The 22,367-nt window shown below is 50.9% G+C and carries 16 protein-coding genes and 1 tRNA gene; 14 read left to right on the plus strand and 3 right to left on the minus strand.

All coding sequences use genetic code 11. From position 1 onward, the window contains the following. The first annotated feature begins 337 nt into the window (after positions 1-337). A complete protein-coding gene (locus Q3A88_RS11320) occupies positions 338-1,648 on the plus strand; it encodes a dicarboxylate/amino acid:cation symporter (RefSeq protein ID WP_039273785.1) in 1,311 nt (436 codons plus the stop codon). Between the two features lie 86 nt (positions 1,649-1,734). Here Q3A88_RS11320 and hypT read toward each other — a convergent pair whose 3' ends face one another. Further along, positions 1,735-2,634, minus strand: coding sequence for a hypochlorite stress DNA-binding transcriptional regulator HypT (hypT, locus tag Q3A88_RS11325; protein ID WP_010285882.1), 900 nt, complete (start codon positions 2,632-2,634; stop codon positions 1,735-1,737). A gap of 239 nt (positions 2,635-2,873) precedes the next feature. Here hypT and Q3A88_RS11330 point away from each other — a divergent pair, with 239 nt between their 5' ends. Further along, complete coding sequence (locus Q3A88_RS11330; protein WP_039500310.1) at positions 2,874-3,590, plus strand: aspartate/glutamate racemase family protein; 717 nt, start codon at positions 2,874-2,876, stop codon at positions 3,588-3,590. 133 nt (positions 3,591-3,723) lie between these two features. Here Q3A88_RS11330 and Q3A88_RS11335 read toward each other — a convergent pair whose 3' ends face one another. Then, a complete protein-coding gene (locus tag Q3A88_RS11335) occupies positions 3,724-4,668 on the minus strand; it encodes a pectate lyase (RefSeq protein WP_110162661.1) in 945 nt (314 codons plus the stop codon). 223 nt (positions 4,669-4,891) lie between these two features. Continuing rightward, a complete protein-coding gene (locus Q3A88_RS11340) occupies positions 4,892-5,704 on the minus strand; it encodes a MetQ/NlpA family lipoprotein (RefSeq protein WP_110162662.1) in 813 nt (270 codons plus the stop codon). Positions 5,705-5,967: 263 nt separating this feature from the next. On the opposite strand from Q3A88_RS11340, the gene Q3A88_RS11345 reads away from it, so the two are divergent. From Q3A88_RS11345 to Q3A88_RS11400, 12 genes are all read left to right on the plus strand, one after another. Further along, complete coding sequence (locus Q3A88_RS11345) at positions 5,968-6,597, plus strand: response regulator transcription factor (protein ID WP_010285873.1); 630 nt, start codon at positions 5,968-5,970, stop codon at positions 6,595-6,597. A gap of 3 nt (positions 6,598-6,600) precedes the next feature. Next, positions 6,601-8,175 (plus strand): MASE1 domain-containing protein, encoded by a 1,575-nt coding sequence (locus Q3A88_RS11350; protein WP_317177925.1) that lies wholly within the window; start codon positions 6,601-6,603, stop codon positions 8,173-8,175. Between the two features lie 89 nt (positions 8,176-8,264). Then, entirely contained in the window at positions 8,265-9,590 is a 1,326-nt protein-coding gene (gene uhpC / locus Q3A88_RS11355; RefSeq protein ID WP_039468315.1) for an MFS transporter family glucose-6-phosphate receptor UhpC, read from the plus strand. A gap of 36 nt (positions 9,591-9,626) precedes the next feature. Next, positions 9,627-10,661, plus strand: a complete 1,035-nt coding sequence (locus Q3A88_RS11360; RefSeq protein WP_014914786.1) for an ABC transporter substrate-binding protein — start codon at positions 9,627-9,629, stop codon at positions 10,659-10,661. A gap of 331 nt (positions 10,662-10,992) precedes the next feature. Continuing rightward, positions 10,993-13,071, plus strand: a complete 2,079-nt coding sequence (locus tag Q3A88_RS11365) for an ABC transporter permease (RefSeq protein WP_039498696.1) — start codon at positions 10,993-10,995, stop codon at positions 13,069-13,071. Positions 13,072-13,076: 5 nt separating this feature from the next. Further along, the gene (gene fbpC / locus Q3A88_RS11370; protein ID WP_205552704.1) at positions 13,077-14,135 is read left to right on the plus strand and encodes a ferric ABC transporter ATP-binding protein; all 1,059 of its coding nucleotides are present in this window, start codon (positions 13,077-13,079) and stop codon (positions 14,133-14,135) included. Positions 14,136-14,335: 200 nt separating this feature from the next. Next, a complete protein-coding gene (locus Q3A88_RS11375) occupies positions 14,336-15,412 on the plus strand; it encodes a LacI family DNA-binding transcriptional regulator (RefSeq protein ID WP_110162665.1) in 1,077 nt (358 codons plus the stop codon). A gap of 329 nt (positions 15,413-15,741) precedes the next feature. Beyond that, entirely contained in the window at positions 15,742-18,873 is a 3,132-nt protein-coding gene (locus tag Q3A88_RS11380) for a beta-galactosidase (protein ID WP_317177926.1), read from the plus strand. Between the two features lie 135 nt (positions 18,874-19,008). Beyond that, entirely contained in the window at positions 19,009-20,271 is a 1,263-nt protein-coding gene (locus Q3A88_RS11385) for an MFS transporter (RefSeq protein WP_317177927.1), read from the plus strand. Positions 20,272-20,413: 142 nt separating this feature from the next. Further along, positions 20,414-20,489: transfer RNA gene (locus tag Q3A88_RS11390), tRNA-Asn, on the plus strand. A 179-nt stretch (positions 20,490-20,668) separates the two neighbouring features. Next, positions 20,669-21,946, plus strand: coding sequence for a tyrosine-type recombinase/integrase (locus Q3A88_RS11395; protein WP_317177928.1), 1,278 nt, complete (start codon positions 20,669-20,671; stop codon positions 21,944-21,946). Positions 21,947-22,147: 201 nt separating this feature from the next. Beyond that, a complete protein-coding gene (locus Q3A88_RS11400) occupies positions 22,148-22,306 on the plus strand; it encodes a Flp family type IVb pilin (protein WP_317177929.1) in 159 nt (52 codons plus the stop codon). Positions 22,307-22,367 lie beyond the last annotated feature (61 nt).

Genomic DNA, 22,367 nt, shown 5'->3' on the forward strand with positions numbered 1-22,367 from the left:
CTTATTCCATCTACCTTTACCCGCGAAAAACCAAAATAAGTTACTGTTTAATAATGAATTAATAAAAAAATCACGATTTACGCAATCTGCGTATCACATCCCTATTTATCATTACAAGCGACATGGACATGCATTTTTCGCATGACAAGGATCACAATTACATAACAATCCGCAGAAAAAAAATGTAAAAAGCAAGAATCGTTGTAATATCGGCGGGCAGACACAACACCCCAATAACAGGTTCGGGTGAGGGATTGGTGTATTCAGGGAAAACACCAGCCATCACGCTGGCAATAATATTGTGTTGTCTGAATCAATTCATCAACATGAGGTTTATATGCAAAGGCAGAAGTTACTTGTACAGATAGTCTTGGCTATCGTCCTGGGAATATTAATCGGCTGGGCTTGCCATCAATATCTTGACGGCAGTCGAGCAAAAGAAGTCGCATCTTATTTCAACATGGTTACCGATATCTTCCTGCGCCTGATTAAAATGATCATCGCGCCATTGGTCTTCGCTACGCTGGTTTCCGGCCTGGCAAGCATGGGAGGAAACTCTTCTGCCGTTGGTCGTATCGGTATGAAAGCGATGATCTGGTTTGTCAGCGCTTCGTTCATTTCCCTGCTCATCGGTATGGTCTTCGCCAACCTGTTCCAACCTGGCGCAGGCATGAATCTCGAAATCCCCGCACAGCACGTTGCGACAGGTCTGAACACCGACAGCTTTACGCTTAAGAGCTTCATCAGCCATATCTTCCCGAAAAGTATCGTCGAAGCGATGGCAAACAATGAGATCCTGCAAATTCTGGTGTTCTCTCTGTTCTTCGGCTCCGCGCTTGCCTATGTAAAAGGCAAAAACAAGCACGCGACCACGATCATTTCCATGATCGAAGAACTGACCAAAGTGATGTTCCGCGTGACCGACTACGTGATGGCGCTGGCTCCTATTGCTGTCTTTGCCGCAATCGCTTCCGCGATTACCACACAAGGTCTGGGCCTGCTTTACGACTTCGGTAAACTGATCGGTGAGTTCTACCTTGGTTTAGCCGTACTGTGGGGCGTTCTGTTCCTGGTTGGTTACCTGTTCCTGGGCAAAGCCATCGTTACGCTGGCGAAGCTGATTCGTGAACCAACCATGCTGGCTTTCGCCACGGCGAGCAGTGAATCGGCTTATCCAAAAACCATGGAAGCGCTGACCAAATTCGGCGTGCCGAAAAAAGTCACCAGCTTTGTGCTGCCTCTCGGTTACTCGTTCAACCTCGACGGTTCTATGATGTATCAGTCCTTTGCGATTCTGTTTATCGCACAGGCTTACAACATCGACCTGAGCGTTACTGAGCAAATCCTGATCCTGCTGACGCTGATGATCACCAGTAAAGGGATGGCAGGCGTAGCGCGTGCCTCTATCGTGGTGGTTGCCGCAACGCTGCCGATGTTCAGCCTGCCGGAAGCCGGTATCCTACTGATCATCGGTATCGACCAGTTCCTAGATATGGGCCGTACTGCAACTAACGTCATCGGTAACAGTATCTCTACCGCCGTTGTGGCCAGTCTGGAAAAAGACATCCACGATGATGATGAAAATGAAGAGGCTACCGACGAAGTCGTCGCCTATAAGGAACCTCAGCAGGCTACGCAAAATAGCTAATGCTGAGTGAGTGAATACGTCATCTATAGCGGCCTTCGGCCGCTATTTTTTTATCTCTCGTGACACTGTCAGCGCTGTCACCATGTTTATAGCCCAGATGCTGATGACAGCCCTTTCATGTAGCGCCAGAATTTCTCAGAAGCCACATTCAACCGCGCATCAAGGCGATATAGATAAACGCCCATACGGATCACAGCATTTTCCATGCTCAGGATCGTCAGCTCTTTGTTTTTCAGCTCTTCCTGAATGGAATAGTCCGGCAGCCAGGCGATGCCATAACCTTTCTTCGTCATACGTTTGAGCAAGTCACTCATGGAAGAGACGAAATTGACCGTAAACTTATCGCTGTCGACGCTGGATAAGTAGCGGCTGACCTGACGCCCCATGTAGCTCGTCTCGGTATAGTTGAGTAGCGGCACAGATGACGCGCTGACATCAAACAGCGGTTTCCCTGCACTATCACACGCGCAGACAGGATAAAGCCGGGACTCTAGGATCTTCTCGTGCATGAAGGGCTCCCCCATCAGATCCTCATTGTAGAATGAGAAAATGAAGTCACTGCGCCCTTCTTTGAGATTCAGCACCGCTTCATCGACATCGATCGATTCGACATAGAAGATTTTTTCCTGCGGATCCGGCACGTCTTTTAACAGCTCCGGCATGATGAAGACCGACAGCGAATGCGCCGCGGCGATGGTGATCTTATTCTTGTAATTGTCCCCGCCGTGCAGCTTATTGAGTTGATACTCCAAATCATCCAGCGTATTACGGATATAGGCGTGGAACACACGCCCCTGCTCGGTTAACTGTAGCGGCAACGCGCTACGGTCGAAAATATCAAAGCCAACCGCCGCTTCCAGCGCCTGAATTCGCCGACTGAATGAGGACTGAGAGATATTCCGCTTCTCGGCAGCCAGCGTAAAACTCCGGTGTTCTTCCAGCACGATAAAATCATACAGCCACTTGGTTTCGATATTATTCAGCATCACCCCTCACTCAAAACGCGCAGCGTCATATTTTCGTTCCCTATGCCAACGTTCTATATCTGCCAACGACCTACATCGCCAATAAAGCAGCTGCCCACTATACACCGTTAAAACCAATAAAAGCATAGGGATGCTAATAGTTATGCAAATCCCACATAGGAGATGGGAATTTAGCAATTCACATTGCCAAACAGTATGCGATTATCCTTTTAATTTCATAATGCTACAGGGTAAACAGCATGAACAGTCTCGTGGGAATTCTTGGTGGTATGGGGCCAGGTGCTACCGTTGATGCGATGCAAAAGCTGATCAAAAACACGCCAGCGTATCGGGATCAAGACCATATTCCGATGATTGCGGTGTCTATTCCTGATATCCCTGATAGAACGAAATGCATTCTCCAGCACAGCGCGTCGCCGCTGGATAAAATGCTGCAATATATGAAAATTCTCGAAAACGCGGGCGCTGAATGCATCATTATCCCGTGCAATACCGCGCACTATTGGTTTAATGACTTAAAAAAGCAGTGCCGTGCAGAAATGATCAGCATTATTGATGTGACCTGTCAGGCGATTAAGCATGCCAATACCACACGCGTCGGCCTATTGGCGACGACGGCGACGGTCAAAGCGAGAATTTATCAGGACAACCTGATTACCGATAATATTGAGTGCTACACGCCGGATGATGCAGACCAACACCAGGTAATGGAAAGCATCTACGCGTATAAATCCGGTGATATCGCCAGAGCCTATAGCCTATTGTCACCGGTAAAAGATCGCCTGTTACAGGCTGGCGTTGAGAAAATTATTCTGGGTTGTACCGAGCTTCCCCTGATTCTGGAGCAGGAAGTCAAAACGTCACCGCAGCACTATGTCGATGCAACGGAAGAGTTAATTAAGAAAACAGTCGAGTGGTATTTTACCCACAGTCCGAGAAATGATATTGCCGCTTAATTCTTTGATGAATATATTCTAATAAATATGCCACTCGGCAGCCGAGTGGCATCGTGTAATACGATTAATATCTAATGAATATCAATTCATAATATTGCGTATGCAAGAACGAAGATAAATAACCGTTCCGTGGTTATGATGGGAACTTGAGCGCACTATTTTGTGCGCCTGCATTAGCAACCACCCAGGATTTCGCCGCAGAGGTACTCATCAAACTATATGAATAGTTAGATGACGCCGTCCATTTAGCCGCAGGTGATTTACTTGCCACAGCCGCCGGTGAACTGCCATTATCCGTAAAGGTTGAACCATTGCCTTTATCGTCAACCATCCCTTTCTTTTCCGCACCGGAGCCAAATACGTTGCGTTCAGACAAGACATTGGCATTCTGCGCAACCGTAAAGGCCAAGTTGAATTTATTGACATAGTTATTGAATACGTGGAAATAACCATAACGCATCAGGCCGGGTGCACGTACCTGAATATTTTCATAATAGTTATGACAAATAGTCAAACGCGGATAGCCATTGTAAGCACTGTTATTATCATCTGCCGGATGGCCGAAGATGCAGCCATATTTATGGTTTGAGAATAAGCAGTTACTGATCGTGACGTAATCCGCCTTCTCACCGATATAAATCAGTTTATCGAGGCTACCGTCGTTATCACTCCACGTATGCCCAGGCCATGAACAGTGATCCACCCAATATCCCTTACCGTAGTTCAAATATAGCTGGATATCGTCATTATCTTTGATGCCAACATCATGTTTAAAAACCAGATTCTGGAAAATGACGTTGGATGAGTTGCTATCAGCACGCAGGTGGATATTGGTCAGCACATTAGCACCACCGAAAGAACCGACGATGGTTTTATTGCTGCCAAACACCACTTTGGTCAGTGCTGATGCTTTCAGCGAGGAACCCAGCACCACAATGGTTTTTGCTGAACCGCTCACAGCAGATTTAAAATCGGCCAGAGAGTTTACCGTAACAACTTTACCACCTGTTCCTCCGGTAACATTTGCCGCTTTTGCAAAACCGATAATCCCATTAAGGTTTGTTGTTGGATAAGCCATAAATTTCCCTCTTTACAATTAGTGAATAGTTATGTCACCCGGTGTATTATTTAATAAAATAAATAACACGCCTTCGACAATTACAGAGTGTATAGAAGGGAGTTCATTAAGCTTATTAATCGAGTTTAATAAAAAACAAACCCTGCGAATAATTCATTTTTAATTAATAACCTGCCACCTCTATAATAAAAGAGGTGGCATAATAACAATCTAATAATTATTACTACCAACCTTTCACTGCCCCGCCGTTAAAAATACGATTAGCCGCCTGTTCAACTTCATCAGATTGATAGGCCTGAATAAATTTCTTGACGTTTTCCGCCTCTTTATTATTTTCACGAGTCACAATAATATTCACATACGGTGACTCTTTATCCTCAATAAAAATACCGTCTTTCGTTGGCGTTAAGCCGGTTTGTTGAATATAGGTCGTGCTAATAATCGCGACTGTCACTTGCGGATCGTCCAGCAAACGCGGCAGCTGTGCCCCTTCCACTTCCATAATACGCAGGTTGTGCGTGTTGGTCGTAATATCCAGCACCGTTGGTAATAAGCCCGTATTAGGCTTCAGCGTAATTAATCCGGTTTTTTCCAGTAATAACAGCGCGCGTCCCAGATTCGTAGGATCGAACGGAATCGCGATGGTGTCGCCAGCTTTCAGATCGTTGATACTTTTAATCTTCTTCGAATAACCCGCCATCGGGAAGACGAAGGTATTTCCTACCGCCACCAGCTTATAACCGTGTTCGCGGTTTTGCTGTTCCAGAAAAGGACGATGTTGGAAGACATTCGCGTCCAGATCGCCTTTATCCGTTGCCTCGTTCGGTAATAGCGAACCGCTGAACCCCACCAGTTCGACATCCAGACCATATTTCTCTTTTGCCACTTTCTTCGCGACGTCAGCGACATCCTGTTCCGCACCGTTAATCACGCCGACTTTAATGTGGTTGGCAGAATTGCTTGCGCTATCGCATGCCGTCAACGCCATCGCCGCCGTGACCATTCCCGCCACCAGCGCTATACGCCATTTCGTCATCACTCTGATTCCCTGATATCGTAAATACATTGATGTGTAACTCCATTGGTTTGTAACCACATGGAGTTAAAGAAAAAAACAGTATGTTCCTCGATTAACCGAGTCAAATAACTCCGCGTTCTATCAATATGCTTTTCATCATTAGGTCAATAAAGAGTGGGATATCTGTTAAGCCGATTCCATTTTACTTATCTGCTATTGCTCGCCTCTTGATTCCCCCGCATTATGACGTTTTGATGACCTTGAATTCACACGGCGAAACCATGATTAATGTGGCTTTGGTTGACGATCACATCGTTGTACGGTCTGGCTTTGCACAGCTTCTGACATTAGAAAATGACATTCAGGTTGTTGGACAATATGCTTCGGCGGCGCAGGCCTGGCCTCATCTACTCAAACAGCCGATTGATGTTGCCGTAATTGATATCGCCATGCCGGATGAAAGCGGCCTGTCGCTATTAACCCGTCTGCGTCAACAGCGCCCTAATTTTCGCGCCATTATTCTGAGCATCTATGACACCACCGCATTTGTACAAAGCGCGCTGGATGCGGGTGCAGGCGGCTATCTCACGAAGCGCTGTGGCCCGGAAGAGTTAGTGCAGGCCGTTCGCGTGGTCAGCAGCGGTGGCCTGTACCTGTGTGCTGATGCGCTGCACGCCATTCGCCATCAGCAGCAGCCACCGAAAGAGCTGCTGGCGCTGACCCCGCGCGAGCGGGAAATATTCAGCCTGCTGATCAACGGAATTAGTGTAAAAAGCATCGCTGAACAGCTCGAACTCAGCCATAAGACCGTTCACGTTCACCGTGCCAATATTCTCAGTAAATTACAGTGTGAATCCACGGTAGAACTGGTGCACTTTGCACTGCAACACCAACTGCTGGCTGGGAAGTAAATCATGCGTCGCCTGCACGTCATCGGCATGACGCTGTTTCTGGCCTTTTTTTATAGCCTGATTTGGCTGGCGCTGTGGACCATCAGTTTCTATTTGAGCAACAACGGCCAGCAGGCAGCGCTGCTGTTACCGCAAGGGCTGCGGCTGGCGTTGATGATTTTGCTGCCTAGAAAGTACTGGCCGACCTTACTGCTTGCGGAAATCGCCATCCAGAGCTGGCTTATTAGCGAGCAACTCATAACGCGTTCGCTGCTGCTACTTTCTCCGTTCCTCAGCCTGATTCCGGCCATCATCACGCATAAAATCTGGCATCGCTATACGCTTTATTGGCAGCGACTTCTGCTGCTTCTGGCAGCGCTGACGCTCAATACCGTTCTGCACGGTATCGCTATCGGCCCCTGGTTACACTCGCAGCTGACGCAAACGCTGCTGGCGACGTTTACCGGCGGCGTCCTGCTGATCCCGTTCACCTATCTGCTGTACGAATACATCAAACAGCAGCACTTGCAGACGTTGCTGGCACAGGAGATCCCCGATCCGCCGCTGCGCACCTCACTGCTGATTTGGTGCTCGCTGTTTTTTTCTATCGGCGTTTGCCTGCAAATGACGTTCACACCCGAGATGGAACGCCTGCTGCTGATTTTCGTTTTTCTGCCTAACGTGGTCATGGCGTATAAATTCGGCTGGCAAGGCGGCGTGCTCTCCGCCGTACTCGGCAGTCTTATGATTGCCGTCACACGTCAGGTGAGCGGAGCCTTCGACGATCTGCGCGAACTGGAACTCTTTCTCTCTACACAGGCGCTGCTCGGCATTGGGCTGGGGATCGCGATCAGCCGTCAGCAACAGCTCGCACAGCGGCTCCAGCGCTATCGTCATCAGTTGGAGCAGGAGCTGAAAACCCGGCGGCAACTTATGGAGCGCATCATCCACACCGAAGAGGTCGTACGCAAAGACATCGCGCGCGAGCTGCACGATGACATCGGCCAAAACATCACTGCCATTCAGATTCAGGCCATGCTGGTGAAACACAGCGCGCCAGCCGATGCGGCTCAGCATGCTGCCGGACAAATCAGCGAGCTGTCGCGGCGCATCCACCACACCACCCGCCAGCTTCTGCGCCAGTTGCGTCCACCGGTGCTGGATGAAATGGTGTTGGATAAAGCGCTGCATCATCTGGCGGATGAGTTTGCCTTCTCGGCTCGCGGTATTCAGTTTCAGCTGGATTATCAGCTCCCCACGCCTCCGCATGATGACGTAGTGGTTTTCACCCTTTACCGGCTGGTGCAGGAACTGCTTAACAACATCAACAAGCACGCCAGCGCTACGCAGATTACGGTTCGGCTTTCCCAACAGGATGATCTGATTACGCTCGACGTCATTGATAACGGCGTAGGCATCGCACAAGACCGGTCGCCTCCGACAGGCGGCGGCTTTGGCCTGCGGGGCATCGAGGAACGCGTACAGGCGTTGGGTGGTAACTGGCTGGTAAAAGCCGCCACCATTGGCGACGCTGCCACGCCGCGCGGTACGCACATAATTGTTAACTTGCCCACAAAATTTAAACAAAAAGACGATTAGCTAGGAATTATTCCTAGCCACCTAAAACCTTGTCTCATCCTTTTTAATTCACATCCCCCTACTCTTCTCTCAACGCGACGGAGAACCCCATGCAGGCACCCATGTTTCCAGCGGGACAGCTTTCACCAACACAAATCAGCCAGCGTTATCGCTACTGGCGACCACGGTTGCTGATTTCCATGGTCATCGGGTACGCCACGTTTTACCTGACGCGTAAAAGCATCAACTTCGTCATGCCGGTGATGCAGTTGGAATTAGGGTTAAGCAAAGGCGATATCGGTCTGCTAGGGACGCTGTTTTATCTCTGTTATGGCGCGTCCAAGTTTATTTCCGGCATCGTGTGCGATCGCAGTCAGGTGCGCTGGTTTATGGGTGTCGGGCTGATGATTACCGGCGTGCTGAATATTCTGTTCATGTACAGCCAGTCGCTCACGGGTTTGCTGATTGTTTGGGCGCTGAATGGGTTCTTTCAGGGCTGGGGGTGGCCGCCTTGCGCCAGACTGCTGAGCAGTTGGTATTCGCGCAATGAACGCGGCCTCTGGTGGGGATGCTGGAATACGTCGATCAATATCGGCGGTGCAGCGGTTCCCCTGCTGGCGGGCTATCTGGCCTCCGAATGGGGATGGCAGGCGGCGCTGCTGGTGCCGGGCATCATCGGCATTGTGATTGGTCTGTGGCTGTGTTGGCAGCTGTGCGATAAACCGCAACAGCAGGGCTTGCCCAGCGTTGGCGAGTGGCGGCGCGATGCGCTGGAGCTTCGTCAGGAGCAGCAAAGCCCGCCGATGCCAATGCGCCAGATTCTGCGCGATGCGATTTTGCGTAACCGTACCATCTGGCTACTCGGGTTTTCCTACATTCTGGTGTACCTGATTCGCATCGCACTGAATGACTGGGGGAACATCTGGCTGTCGGAGAGCCACGGTTTCAACCTGCTCAGCGCGAACGCCACGCTGTCGCTGTTTGAACTGGGCGGATTGATGGGGGCGCTGTTTGCCGGTTGGGGTTCGGACCTGCTGTTTCGTGGTCAACGCGCGCCGATGATTTTGCTGTTTGCATTAGGGCTGTTTTTAACCATGACCGCGCTGTGGCTGGCACCGATTCACCACTATTCACTGCTCGCGGCCTGTTTCTTCAGTATCGGTTTTTTTGTTTTTGGACCACAGATGTTGATTGGCCTGGCTGCGACGGAATACAGCCATAAGGATGCCGCAGGCACGGTGACAGGTTTTCTGGCGTTGTTTGCCTATCTGGGGGCAGCGCTGGCGGGCTGGCCGCTGGCACAGGTGCTGCAACACTACGGATGGTCGGGATTTTTTACTCTGCTGGCGTTGGCTTCAGCCTGCATCGGACTGTTATTGATGCCTCTGCTGATGGCAGGTGTCAGCCGCCGGGAACGTTTGATGACATCAAAATAGCAATAACAACAGATAGATACCTATAAGGAAAACATCATGAAACTGAGTACCTTAACTACCCTCATCGCCGCTGGACTGACCGTTGCTGCTGTTACCACCACTACCGCTCGGGCGGAAGGACGTCTGGTCATTTACTGTAGCGCCACCAACGCCTTCTGTGAGGAAGAAGCCAAAGCCTTCGGTGAGAAACACAACGTTAAAACCTCCTTTATCCGCAACGGCTCTGGCAGCACGCTGGCGAAAGTCGATGCAGAGAAGAAAAACCCGCAGGCTGACGTCTGGTACGGCGGTACGCTGGATCCGCAATCTCAAGCGGGCGAAATGGATCTGCTGGAACCTTATCAGTCTAAAAACCTTGAGCAGATCATGCCGCAGTTCCGCGATCCCGCCAAACGTAAAGGCAACTACTCGTCAGCCGTTTACGTCGGTATTCTCGGCTTCGGCGTCAACACCGATCGCCTGAAAGAGAAAAACCTGCCCGTTCCACAGTGCTGGAAAGATCTGACCAACCCAATCTACAAAGGCGAAATCCAGATTGCCGATCCACAAAGTTCCGGTACGGCTTATACCGCACTGGCGACCTTCTCCCAGCTGTGGGGTCAGGATCAGGCCTTTGATTACCTGAAAAAACTGAATACCAACGTGTCGCAGTACACCAAATCCGGTATTGCCCCGGCACGTAACGCTGCACGTGGCGAAACGGCTATCGGCATCGGCTTCCTGCATGACTACTCGCTGGAAAAAGAGAAAGGTGCACCGCTGACGCTGATCTCCCCGTGTGAAGGTACTGGCTATGAAATTGGCGGCGTCAGCATCCTGAAAGGCGCGCGCAATATGGATAACGCCAAGCTGTTCGTTGACTGGGCGCTGTCAAAAGAAGCACAGGAACTCTCCTGGAAGAAAGGTCAGTCCTACCAGATTCTGACCAACACCACCGCCGAAGCTTCTCCGCTGTCTCTGAAGTTGCAGGATCTGAAACTGATCAACTACGACATGGACAAATACGGTGCGGCAGACGTGCGTAAAGAGCTGATTTCCAAGTGGGTTAACGAAGTCAAAATGGGCCAATAATCTCGACTCATTGACCTTGATTCATTGACTTCTATTGATTGAAAAATAATGGGAACACGGCGGCAAGGCTTGCTCGCATTTCGCTTAACGCCGTGTTCTCAGCATCGCTAATTAACCATTACTCAATATTATTCACCACCTAATACCTGTGACGATTCAATCTCATAAAACAATTCTATATACCCTAAATAATTCGAGTTGCGGGAAGGCGGCAACCGAGCGAGTCCCCAGGAGCTTACTCAGGTAAGTGACTGGGGTGAGTAAGGGCAGCCAACGCACAGGCAATTTGAAGTATGACGGGTATAAAACTTGCACGCACCAGGGAACCATCATGTCACACACACTAACTCTTTCACCGACGCCTAAGCGGGATCCCGTTTTCCTGTGGCTGGCGCTGATTGCAGCAACCTTTTTGCTGCTGCCAGCGTGGAGCCTGGATTACGGCCTGCTGGATGCCTCACGCGATGAACTGCTGGCGGCCTACAGTTGGTCGAGCCTGAATATCAGCCTACTGTGGTTCCTGCTCCCAGTAGGGTTGCTCGCACGTCCACTGCTTACGCCCGGTCGTGAACAGCGTGGCCGCCACCGTTTTGATGCAGCTTACGCGTTGTTCTGTGCCCTTTTCGTGGTCATCAGTGCCACGGTGGAAGGTCGCGGAATGGGCTATGGCACTATTGCGCTGTTTGTCGCGCTGAGTGCGATTATTACGCTGGCGCTATCGCGGCTGGACTGGCTGGGTGGCGATCGCTTCGTCATCGGCTCGCTCATCAGCATCATCGCGCTGATTGGCGTCTTTATCCTTTACCCTAGCATCGCTATCTTCATTCCGATGTTCACCAACGACAGTGGTGAATTCGCGCCGCTGGCATTTATGCAGATTTTGGGTCAGACGCACATCTTGCGGGTGATCTGGAACTCATTCCTGCTGTCGGTTGCTGTCGGTATCGGCTGTACTTTCTTCGGTATGGTGCTGGCGATCTACACCTCACGTATTGCCCGCCGCTCCGCGATTATCGGCCGCATTTTCTCCATTCTGCCTATCGTGACGCCGCCGTTTGTTGTCGGGTTAGGCGTGACGCTGATGATGGGCCGCTCCGGTTATATGACCGAGCTGATGGTGGATTGGTTCGGGCTGACGAACACCAACTGGCTGTACGGTTTTACCGGCATCTGGCTGGCGCAGGTGCTCGCCTTCACGCCAATGTCATTTATGATTCTGGAAGGCGCGATGAAGACCATTCATCCGTCGCTGGAAGAAGCGTCGTACACCCTGCGTGCTAACCGTTATCAAACCTTTCAGCGGGTTTTCCTGCCCTTGCTGAAACCAGCGCTCGCCAACTCGTTCCTGATCGTGATCGTCCAGTCGCTGGCCGACTTCAGTAACCCACTGGTGTTGGGCGGTAACTTCGACGTACTCGCAACCCAGATTTACTTCTACATTACTGGGGCACAGCTGGATTACCAGGCAGCCAGTACGCTCGGCGTTGTCCTACTGGTGTTCTCACTAGCCGTGTTCTGCGTGCAATATCTGTGGATCGGTAAACGCTCCTACGTGACGATTTCCGGTAAATCCTCTCGGGGTGATGTGCAGCCGCTACCCGTTTCGCTGGTGTGGATCGTCAGCATCCTGCTCTATGTCTGGATTGCCTTTAACGTTCTGCTGTACGGCAGCATTTTCTACGGCAGCTTTACCGTTAACTGGGGCGTGGATTACACCCTGACGCTGGCAAACTTCAGCAAGCTGTTCGGGCAAGGCTTTAGCGACGGCGCCTGGCCTTCCCTGCTGGATACGCTGTTGTTCGCGGGTATCGCCGCACCGATTACGGCACTGTTCGGGCTACTCATCGCCTACATCGTGGTGCGCCAGCAGTTCTACGGCAAGAAGGCTATCGAGTTCACCACCATGCTGTGCTTTGCGGTACCGGGTACGGTTGCCGGTGTGTCTTACATCCTGGCCTTTAACAGCGCGCCGGTTTACTTAACGGGAACCGCGGTGATCGTCATCATGTCGATGGTCATGCGTAACGTGCCGGTTGGTATCCGTGCGGGTATTGCCGGACTGGGGCAGTTGGATAAATCACTGGACGAAGCGTCACTCAGCCTGCGTGCGGGTTCGATGCGCACGGTGTTTTATATTCTGCTACCGCTGCTGCGTCCGGCCATTTTGTCTGCGCTGATTTACAGCTTCGTACGTGCGATTACCACCGTCAGCGCCATTATCTTCCTGGTTACACCGGATACTCGCGTCGCCACGTCTTACATTCTTAACCGCGTGGAAGACGGTGAATACGGTATGGCGATTGCCTACGGTTCCATCCTGATTGTGGTCATGCTGGCCATTATTTTCCTATTCGATTATCTGGTCGGTGAAGCGCGGATTTCCCGCACGAAAGCCAAGAATAATGCCTAAGCGGAGTGATTACCTTGAATACTGAAAAAAGCTTTGTCGAACTGAAGCACATCACTAAACGCTTCGGCAACAACACCGTCATTGATGATTTGAATCTGGCGATCCCTCAGGGAAAAATGGTCACGCTGCTGGGGCCGTCTGGCTGCGGTAAAACCACGGTACTGCGGGCCGTTGCCGGTCTGGAAAAGCCGACAGAAGGCCAGATTTTCATCGATGGCGAAGACGTCACCGAGCGCTCCATTCAACAGCGCGATATCTGCATGGTGTTCCAGTCTTACGCCCTCTTCCCGCACATGTCGCTGGGGGAAAACATCGGCTACGGGCTGAAAATGCTCGGTCGCCCGAAGGCTGAAATCAATCAACGCGTAAAAGAAGCGCTGGCGCTGGTCGACCTGGCAGGATTTGAAGATCGCTACGTCGACCAGATTTCTGGTGGACAGCAGCAGCGTGTCGCTCTGGCGCGTGCGCTGATCCTCAAACCTAAAGTTCTGCTATTCGATGAGCCGCTGAGTAACCTTGATGCTAACCTGCGCCGCAGCATGCGTGAGAAAATCCGTGAGCTTCAGCAGCAGTTCAACATCACCTCGCTGTATGTTACGCACGATCAGAGCGAAGCCTTCGCAGTATCCGACATGGTTCTCGTGATGAACAAAGGCAAAATCATGCAGTTGGGTGCGCCGCAGGAGCTTTATCGCCAGCCGGCTTCCCGCTTCATGGCCAGCTTTATGGGAGATGCCAACATTTTCCCTGCCACCTTCACGGCAGACAGCGTGAACATCTACGGCTACCTCATTCCGCGTCCGCAGGGCTTTGCCGCCGGCTTAAACGAATCGACCGTCGGTATTCGCCCGGAAGCCATTACGCTCAGCCATCAGGGTGACGAAAGCCAGCGCTGCACCATCACGCAGGTCGCCTACATGGGGCCGCAGTACGAAGTGCAGGTGGACTGGCATGGACAGTCGATGCTGTTGCAGGTTAACGCAACCCAGCTTCAGCCGAATCCAGGCGACAGCTACTATCTGCAAATCCACCCTTACGGCATGTTTGTGTTGTCCGAGCAGTAAACATCAAGTAACCCTCCCTCAAACCGGGCGCGCTTGCTCCCGGTTTTACTTTTTACAAACATCTAAAAACGCCTACGAACGTCAGTTTCTCTTCGGTCTATTTTGATTGTGTCGGAATACATACGCCTGTTACGGATTCCCTGTGCGATTTGTTATGATGATGCTCTTTTACGCATAGAATCACGCACGGAATAGCCGCAATGAAACAGAAACCCATAACCTTAAACGATGTCGCCGAGTACGCTGGGGTTTCCTATCAGACGGTTTCCCGCGTGCTGAATCAAGCACCTCATGTGTCATCCCGTACTCGCAGTAAAGTGGAACAGGCGATGGCGGCGCTTAACTACACGCCAAATCGCGTTGCACAGCAGCTGGCAGGAAAAACCATCACCACACTAGGGCTGGTCACTACCGATCTGTCACTGCACGCGCCTTCGCAAATTGCCGCAGCGATTAAGACCACCGCCAGTCAGCTAGGGATTAACATCGTGATGTCCATGCTGAGCAGTCCGGATGTCAACGCCTGCAATAACGCCGTTAACGACCTGCTTTCTCAGCGTGTCAGCGGCGTTATCGTGAATGTTCCGCTATCCACGAATGAAGTCGCCCACATTAGCCAGACCTGTGCCGACACACCCGTCCTGTTTATGGATGCCGATCCGCATACCGACATACTCAACGTCATGTTCGACCCCGATCACGGCGCACGTTTAGCCATCACGCATCTGGTACAGCTGGGACATCAACACATCGCCCTGTTGACCGGACCAATGACGTCGATCTCCGCCCGTCTGCGTTATGAAGGCTGGCTAGCCGAGCTGGAAAAACAGCAGCTCACCCCCGCTTCAGTGCTACACGGTGACTGGAGCGCCGCATCTGGTTACCACCAGACGCTGGCCCTATTGGGAGAATCCCTGCGTGTCTCCGCCATTGTTGTCGCGAACGATCAAATGGCGCTTGGCGTCCTGCGTGCGCTGCACGAGTATGGCCTGCGCGTCCCAGAGCAGATGTCAGTGATCGGTTTTGACGATACTCAGGACAGCGCCTATTACACGCCGCCACTGACAACCATTCGCCAGGATTTCAGGCTATTAGGTAAAGAAGGCGTCACTCGTTTGCTCGCCACGCTGCGCGATCCTACCCAGAGCACATCACTGCTGTTACCCACCGAACTGATCGTACGCCATAGCACCGCCGTACATTCATCAACCCATGCCTCCCTGCAAGAACTCACCAAAAACCTGTTGGACATTACACGTCAGCTACAAAGGCTGTAACCCTTTATGTTTGTAACCCCTTACACGACTTGTAACCCTTTACACAACAACACCTTTTTCCCCATCGATGTCAAACCCTAACAAAATAAGATGATAAACAATAAGTTATTTATCATCTCTCATTGATTTCTTGCGTAGCGCTTTCCAAGTTCGATGTATCGCCACTCATTTTACAAACGATCTTTGTGATCGCTTCCACTTTATTGTCACGTTCCACTTTACTCACCCTGACGAGTCGATATGTTATGAGCAACAGAAATTGTGAGCGGATAACAATTTAACTATCCAATCACAGAAACAGACTCAAGACGTTCAGGAGCCAAGCCATCATGAGCGATACCGTTTTACCGTATCCAGCACGCCATCGCGCCACATTGCAAGAGATCCTTGCCCGGCGTGATTGGGAAAATCCAGCCTGTACTCACTATCAGCGGCTCCCCGCTCACCCACCGTTCAACAGCTGGCGCAGCGTGGCTGCCGCACAGCAAGATGAGCCTTCTCAGCGGCTTCGCCGCCTGAATGGTGAATGGACGTTTAGTTATTTCACCCGCCCGGAAGCCGTACCGGAAAGCTGGTTACAGCAGGATCTGCCGGATTCTGATACCATTCCGGTGCCTGCCAATTGGCAGCTACAGGGCTATGACACCCCGATTTACACCAACGTAAAATACCCGATCCCCGTCAACCCACCCTATGTGCCAGAAGACAATCCTACAGGTTGTTACTCGCTCACTTTTAAAGTCAATCACGACTGGATCAGTCGCGGACAAACCCGGATTATTTTTGATGGCGTTAACTCCGCGTTTTATCTCTGGTGTAACGGCCACTGGGTGGGATATTCACAGGATAGTCGCCTGCCTGCGGAGTTTGATATCGGCCGCTATCTGACAACCGGCGAGAATCGGCTGGCGGTGATGGTGCTACGCTGGTCTGACGGCAGCTATCTGGAAGATCAGGACATGTGGCGTATGAGCGGTATTTTCCGCGACGTCACCCTTCTGCATAAACCAGCAACTCACCTTAGCGATATCCAGCTCACTACGCCGCTCAGCGCCGATTTCCGCCACGGCACGCTGGATATTCAGGTGAAGGCAATACTCTCTGAAGCTGAGGCCACAAACCATCGCGTCCACGCACAGCTTTGGCGTGGTAGTAAGCTCATCGGTGGTACGCGGCAGGCATTCGGCAGCAATATTGTCGATGAACGCGGTGCCTATCATGACAAATCTTTTCTCCGCATCGACGTGCCACAGCCCGACCTGTGGAGCGCCGAACTACCGCACCTGTATCGCGCTGTTATCGCACTAGAAACGGCAGAAGGCGAGCTAATCGAAGCGGAAGCCTATGATGTCGGTTTCAGAAAAATTGAAATCCGCAGCGGCCTGCTGCTGCTGAACGGTCAACCGCTGCTAATCCGCGGGGTTAACCGTCACGAACACCATCCACAGCACGGTCAGGTCATGGATGAAGATACAATGCGGCGCGATATTATGCTGATGAAGCAGCATAACTTTAACGCCGTACGCTGCTCACATTATCCCAACCATCCGCTGTGGTATCGGCTGTGCGATCGCTACGGCCTATATGTTGTGGATGAAGCGAACATTGAGACGCACGGCATGCAGCCGATGAATCGCCTGTCGGACGATCCCGTCTGGCTGCCAGCCTATAGCGAACGCGTCTCAAGGATGGTGCAGCGCGACCGCAATCATCCCAGCATCATTATCTGGTCATTGGGCAACGAATCCGGCTACGGCGCAAACCATGATGCGCTCTACCAGTGGATCAAACGCCACGATCCGACTCGCCCTGTGCATTACGAAGGCGGCGGCGCGAATAGCCGTGCGACCGACATTGTGTGCCCAATGTACGCTCGCGTTGATGAAGATCAGCCCTTCCCCAGCGTACCCAAATGGTCGATCACCAAATGGGTCAGCATGCCAGACGAGCATCGGCCTCTTATCCTCTGCGAGTATGCTCACGCAATGGGCAACAGTCTGGGGGGATTCGCGCGCTATTGGCAGGCATTCCGCCAATATCCTCGGTTACAGGGCGGATTTATCTGGGACTGGGTCGATCAGGCACTGACCCGCCGCGACGAACAAGGCAATACCTATTGGGCGTACGGCGGAGATTTTGGCGACATGCCTAACGATCGCCAGTTCTGTCTGGACGGCCTGCTTTTTCCCGATCGCACCCCGCATCCCAGCCTGTATGAAGCCCAGCGGGCACAGCAGCACATTCAATTCGCCTGGCAGGCTGAGTCGCCGTGTGAGCTGCGTGTCACCAGCGAATACCTGTTTCGCCATACGGACAATGAGCAGTTGAACTGGCGCATTACGCTGAATGATAAAACGCTCGCAGAAGGTTCGTTACCGCTGACGCTCGCTCCACAGACTACCCAGACACTGACGCTGCTGGAAGCCCTTCCCACAGTCGATCGCGCAGGAGAGCTTTGGCTCAATGTTGAAGTTGTACAGCCTAAAGCCACCGCCTGGTCAGAAGCTAATCACCGCTGTGCCTGGGATCAGTGGCAACTTCCTGCACCGCTTCATCTTCCAGAGGCACCGAGTTCTGGACAGAAGAAACCACCCGTTCTGCAATCGTCCGATGCGTACTTTGACATCATTCAGAGCGAACAGCATTGGCGCTTTAACCGCCAGAGCGGCTGGCTGGAACAGTGGTGGACGGCGGATGCCCCAACGCTGTTAACTCCTTTGCAGGATCAGTTTGTTCGGGCACCGCTGGATAACGACATCGGTATCAGCGAGGTCGATCGCATCGATCCACGCGCCTGGGCCGAACGTTGGAAATCGGCCGGACTTTATCAGTTGCAGACGCAGTGTGTTGCGATTCAGGCCGACCAGCTCACCGATGCCGTGCACATTGTCACCGAGCACGTATTCCGCCATGCCGGACAGATCCTGTTGCGGAGTAAAAAGTGCTGGCAGATTGATGCACATGGCGTGATGACCGTGGATGTCGATGTTGATGTCGCCACGACGTTGCCGTCACTGGCCAGAGTGGGCTTGAGTTGCCAATTAGCTGACGTCGCACCTCAGGTCAGTTGGGTCGGACTTGGGCCTCATGAAAATTACCCAGACCGACAGCTCGCGGCGCAGCATGGGCACTGGAATCTTCCGTTGGATGACCTGCACACGCCTTACATTTTCCCAACGGAAAACGGGCTGCGCTGTAACACGCGTACGCTGACGTATGGCAAATGGACCATCACCGGAAACTTCCACTTTGGGTTAAGCCGCTACGGGCTAACACAATTAATGACGTGCACTCACCACCACTTATTAGAAAAGGAAAAAGGCGTTTGGCTCAATCTGGATGGCTTCCACATGGGAATTGGCGGCGATGATTCCTGGAGCCCTAGCGTTCATCGCGATGATTTACTCACGGCAACGCATTATCACTATCGCGTCGCCATGCAGCATCACCAGCCATATTGATATGAAAAAGCAGTATTAAAAAACAACGAAAGAGAGCGGTTATTACCGCATCTTTCCATCCTGTTTATATCCAGCAAGTATCTATCCGCCGTCAAAATAAACGTTGCGGATATTATGCATATCGGAGAAAGCAACATGTACTACCTACATAATAGGAATTTCTGGATATTCGGCCTGTTTTTCTTTTTCTATTTCTTCATCATGGGGGCTTACTTCCCCTTCTTCCCTATTTGGCTGCATGATATTAACCAAATAAGTAAAAGCGATACGGGAATTATCTTCGCCTGTATTTCTTTTTTCGCTCTGCTATTTCAACCGATATTTGGCTTACTCTCCGATAAATTGGGATTGAGAAAACACCTGCTATGGATTATTACCATAATGCTGGTGTTTTTTGCTCCGTTCTTCATTTATGTTTTCGGCCCATTACTAAAATACAATATCGTTTTAGGTTCTATCGTCGGCGGGATGTACCTGGGGTTCATTAACAACGGCGGTGCACCGGCTATTGAGGCCTATATCGAAAAAGTCAGCCGCCGTAGCCAGTTTGAATTTGGCCGTGCGCGTCTGTTCGGCTGTCTCGGCTGGGCGCTCTGTGCGTCTATCGTCGGTATTATGTTTACCATCAATAACCAGTTTGTTTTCTGGCTGGGTTCCGGTTGTGCCGTCATCCTCGCCATCCTGTTGTTGCTGGCAAAACCAGAGGCCTCCTCCAGCGCTCTCGTTGCCGATCAGGTAGGCTCCAATCAGAAACCGTTCAACCTGAAAATGGCAGCCGAACTGCTAAAAGAACGCAAAATCTGGTTCCTGACGCTCTATGTCGTCGGCGTGTCATGCACCTATGATGTGTTCGATCAGCAGTTTGCCAACTTCTTCACCTCGTTTTTCGAGACCCGGCAGGAAGGGACGCGAGTATTTGGCTACGTCACCACGCTGGGTGAATTGCTCAATGCCAGCATCATGTTTTTCGCGCCGCTGATTGTGAACCGTATCGGCGGTAAAAACGCCCTGCTCATTGCCGGTACGATTATGTCTGTGCGCATTATTGGCTCTGCCTTCGCAAGTTCCGTGCTGGAAGTGATTGTGCTGAAAACGCTGCACATGTTTGAAGTCCCATTCCTGATTGTCGGCTGCTTCAAATACATTACCACGGTCTTTGAAGTCCGCTTCTCCGCGACGATTTATCTGGTGTGTTTCTGCTTCTTTAAACAGGTATCGATCATTTTCATGTCGATCTTTGCTGGCAATATGTATGACAGCATCGGTTTTCATGGCACTTACCTGATTTTAGGCGGCATTGCCCTCTCCTTTACCGCGATATCCCTATTTACGCTGTCAGGAAAAGGGCCGCTGTATGCGTTTTCCGATAAACAGAAAGCGCCACTGAATACCCTCTAGCGATGACAGGACGCAATAAAATGCCGGTATTTGCCAAAAATATCGGCAGATTGCACATTCTCTCACCGAACAGTGCAATTTTGTGGTTTACGCCTTTGACATGCGCGACACACGCCGTTATCATGCGCCCCGTTCACACGATTCCTCTGTAGTTCAGTCGGTAGAACGGCGGACTGTTAATCCGTATGTCACTGGTTCGAGTCCAGTCAGAGGAGCCAATTTAAAGAAAGCAGACGTTCACTGACGTCTGCTTTTTTGCTTTTAATCAATTGGTTATCCCCTTATTCAGGTTCGCCCTCGTTCACCCAAAAACACTCGAAGCCATACCCTTTTGCTGGTAAAAATACTGGTAAAGCTGGTTCGATTTCGTTTTTACCAGCAATCGGAGGGAACCGTCATGTCACTTACTGATACTAAAGTAAAAAATGCCAAGCCGTCAGAAAAGGTGGTTAAGCTCACTGACGGGTTCGGCCTCTACCTGCTGGTACATCCCAACGGTTCCAAATACTGGCAGTTAGGCTATCGCTTCGAAGGGAAACAGAAAGTGTTCTCCATCGGCGTCTACCCTGCCGTATCTCTGGCTGATGCCAGACAACGACGAGATGAAGCAAAAAAGCTGTTAGCGGCGGGAATCGACCCCAGCGCCAAAAAACAGGCTGACAACAAAATCGTTCAAGAGCGACGTAACAACACCCGCGCTTTCAAAACCGTTGCCAAAAGCTGGTTTGCCACCAAAACCACATGGTCAGAAGATTATCAACGTTCTGTTTGGACACGACTCGAAACTTACCTGTTCCCTGATATTGGTGAAAAAGATATTGCTGAACTGGATACAGGCGATCTGCTGGTTCCCATCAAAAAGATAGAGAAGCTGGGTTATCTGGAAATCGCTATGCGGGTAAAACAGTATGCTACTGCCATCATGCGTTATGCCGTCCAGCAAAAGATGATCCGTTTCAATCCGGCCTATGATTTGGAAGGCGCGGTTCAGAAGCCACAAACGGAACACCGTCCCGCTATCGAACTGGAAGAGATACCTACCCTGTTGGAACGTATTGAAGCCTATAAAGGCCGTAGCAGATTGACGCAACTTGCGATCAAACTCAATCTACTGATTTTTGTCCGTTCCAGTGAACTCCGCTTTGCCCGATGGTCAGAGATCGACTTCAAAAGCGCCTTGTGGGTCATCCCTGAACAGCGTGAAACCATTGAAGGGATCAAGCATTCAGGCCGTGGTGCCAAAATGCGCAGAAAGCATTATGTCCCTCTGTGTAGTCAAGCACTGGTAATTTTGGAAGAGCTGAAAGACCTCACCTATGACGTTAACGGTGATGAGGGTTTTATCCTGACAGGCTGTTATGATGCGATGAAACCGATGAGTGAAAACACCATCAACAAGGCACTGCGCAAAATGGGCTATGACACCAAAACCGACCTGTGTGGTCATGGTTTCCGAACGCTGGCGTGTAGTGCCCTAATTGAATCGGGTATTTGGCCTGAAGATGTGGTTGAACTTCAGATGAGCCACATGGAAAAGAACAACGTTCGCGCTGCCTACACTCACAAGGCCAAACACCTTGAGCAACGCCGCCTCATGTTGCAATGGTGGGCTGATTTTCTGGATGCTAACAGCAACGGGATGGTCAGGCCGTTTGAGTTTGCGCAGAAGGGATAAAATTTAGCTAAGGTCATGGATGACTGATACCATCAAGGTGATGATAACTATTAGAACATAAAAATAGTAAAAACATCAGACCACTCAAGACACCTATCGTAAGTCATTATTGATTTTGATAATGAAACTCATTATCATGAAAGTCAGAAATTATAAGATCAAGACATCTAGACACTTTCAATCAGGCAAGGAGTTGCTGTTATGGAGTTTAAGTTTCGCTCATTTTTAAGTAACGAGAGTGGCGCTACTGCAATTGAATATGGCATTTTGGCAGCGTTGATAGCCACAGCAATGAGTTGGTCACGTATTCAACTCGGTGATCGTCAGGTAGAATGTTCATCTGTTTTCCTAAATATTTAGAAGAAGAGCCTGATGGCAACGGTTGAGGTAAAATGCCCGTTTTGTGAGCAAACAGACCCGG

Source organism: Pectobacterium sp. HCp5_1 (assembly GCF_032905925.1).
In the GTDB taxonomy this organism is placed as follows: domain Bacteria; phylum Pseudomonadota; class Gammaproteobacteria; order Enterobacterales; family Enterobacteriaceae; genus Pectobacterium; species Pectobacterium brasiliense_A.

Excerpts from the sequence above, each read along its gene's own strand:
- Q3A88_RS11320 (WP_039273785.1), top strand. The coding sequence starts at position 338 with ATGCAAAGGCAGAAGTTACTTGTACAGATAGTCTTGGCTATCGTCCTG.
- hypT (WP_010285882.1), bottom strand. The coding sequence starts at position 2,634 with ATGCTGAATAATATCGAAACCAAGTGGCTGTATGATTTTATCGTGCTG.
- Q3A88_RS11330 (WP_039500310.1), top strand. The coding sequence starts at position 2,874 with ATGAACAGTCTCGTGGGAATTCTTGGTGGTATGGGGCCAGGTGCTACC.
- Q3A88_RS11335 (WP_110162661.1), bottom strand. The coding sequence starts at position 4,668 with ATGGCTTATCCAACAACAAACCTTAATGGGATTATCGGTTTTGCAAAA.
- Q3A88_RS11340 (WP_110162662.1), bottom strand. The coding sequence starts at position 5,704 with ATGACGAAATGGCGTATAGCGCTGGTGGCGGGAATGGTCACGGCGGCG.
- Q3A88_RS11345 (WP_010285873.1), top strand. The coding sequence starts at position 5,968 with ATGATTAATGTGGCTTTGGTTGACGATCACATCGTTGTACGGTCTGGC.
- Q3A88_RS11350 (WP_317177925.1), top strand. The coding sequence starts at position 6,601 with ATGCGTCGCCTGCACGTCATCGGCATGACGCTGTTTCTGGCCTTTTTT.
- uhpC (WP_039468315.1), top strand. The coding sequence starts at position 8,265 with ATGCAGGCACCCATGTTTCCAGCGGGACAGCTTTCACCAACACAAATC.
- Q3A88_RS11360 (WP_014914786.1), top strand. The coding sequence starts at position 9,627 with ATGAAACTGAGTACCTTAACTACCCTCATCGCCGCTGGACTGACCGTT.
- Q3A88_RS11365 (WP_039498696.1), top strand. The coding sequence starts at position 10,993 with ATGTCACACACACTAACTCTTTCACCGACGCCTAAGCGGGATCCCGTT.
- Q3A88_RS11375 (WP_110162665.1), top strand. The coding sequence starts at position 14,336 with ATGAAACAGAAACCCATAACCTTAAACGATGTCGCCGAGTACGCTGGG.
- Q3A88_RS11380 (WP_317177926.1), top strand. The coding sequence starts at position 15,742 with ATGAGCGATACCGTTTTACCGTATCCAGCACGCCATCGCGCCACATTG.
- Q3A88_RS11385 (WP_317177927.1), top strand. The coding sequence starts at position 19,009 with ATGTACTACCTACATAATAGGAATTTCTGGATATTCGGCCTGTTTTTC.
- Q3A88_RS11395 (WP_317177928.1), top strand. The coding sequence starts at position 20,669 with ATGTCACTTACTGATACTAAAGTAAAAAATGCCAAGCCGTCAGAAAAG.
- Q3A88_RS11400 (WP_317177929.1), top strand. The coding sequence starts at position 22,148 with ATGGAGTTTAAGTTTCGCTCATTTTTAAGTAACGAGAGTGGCGCTACT.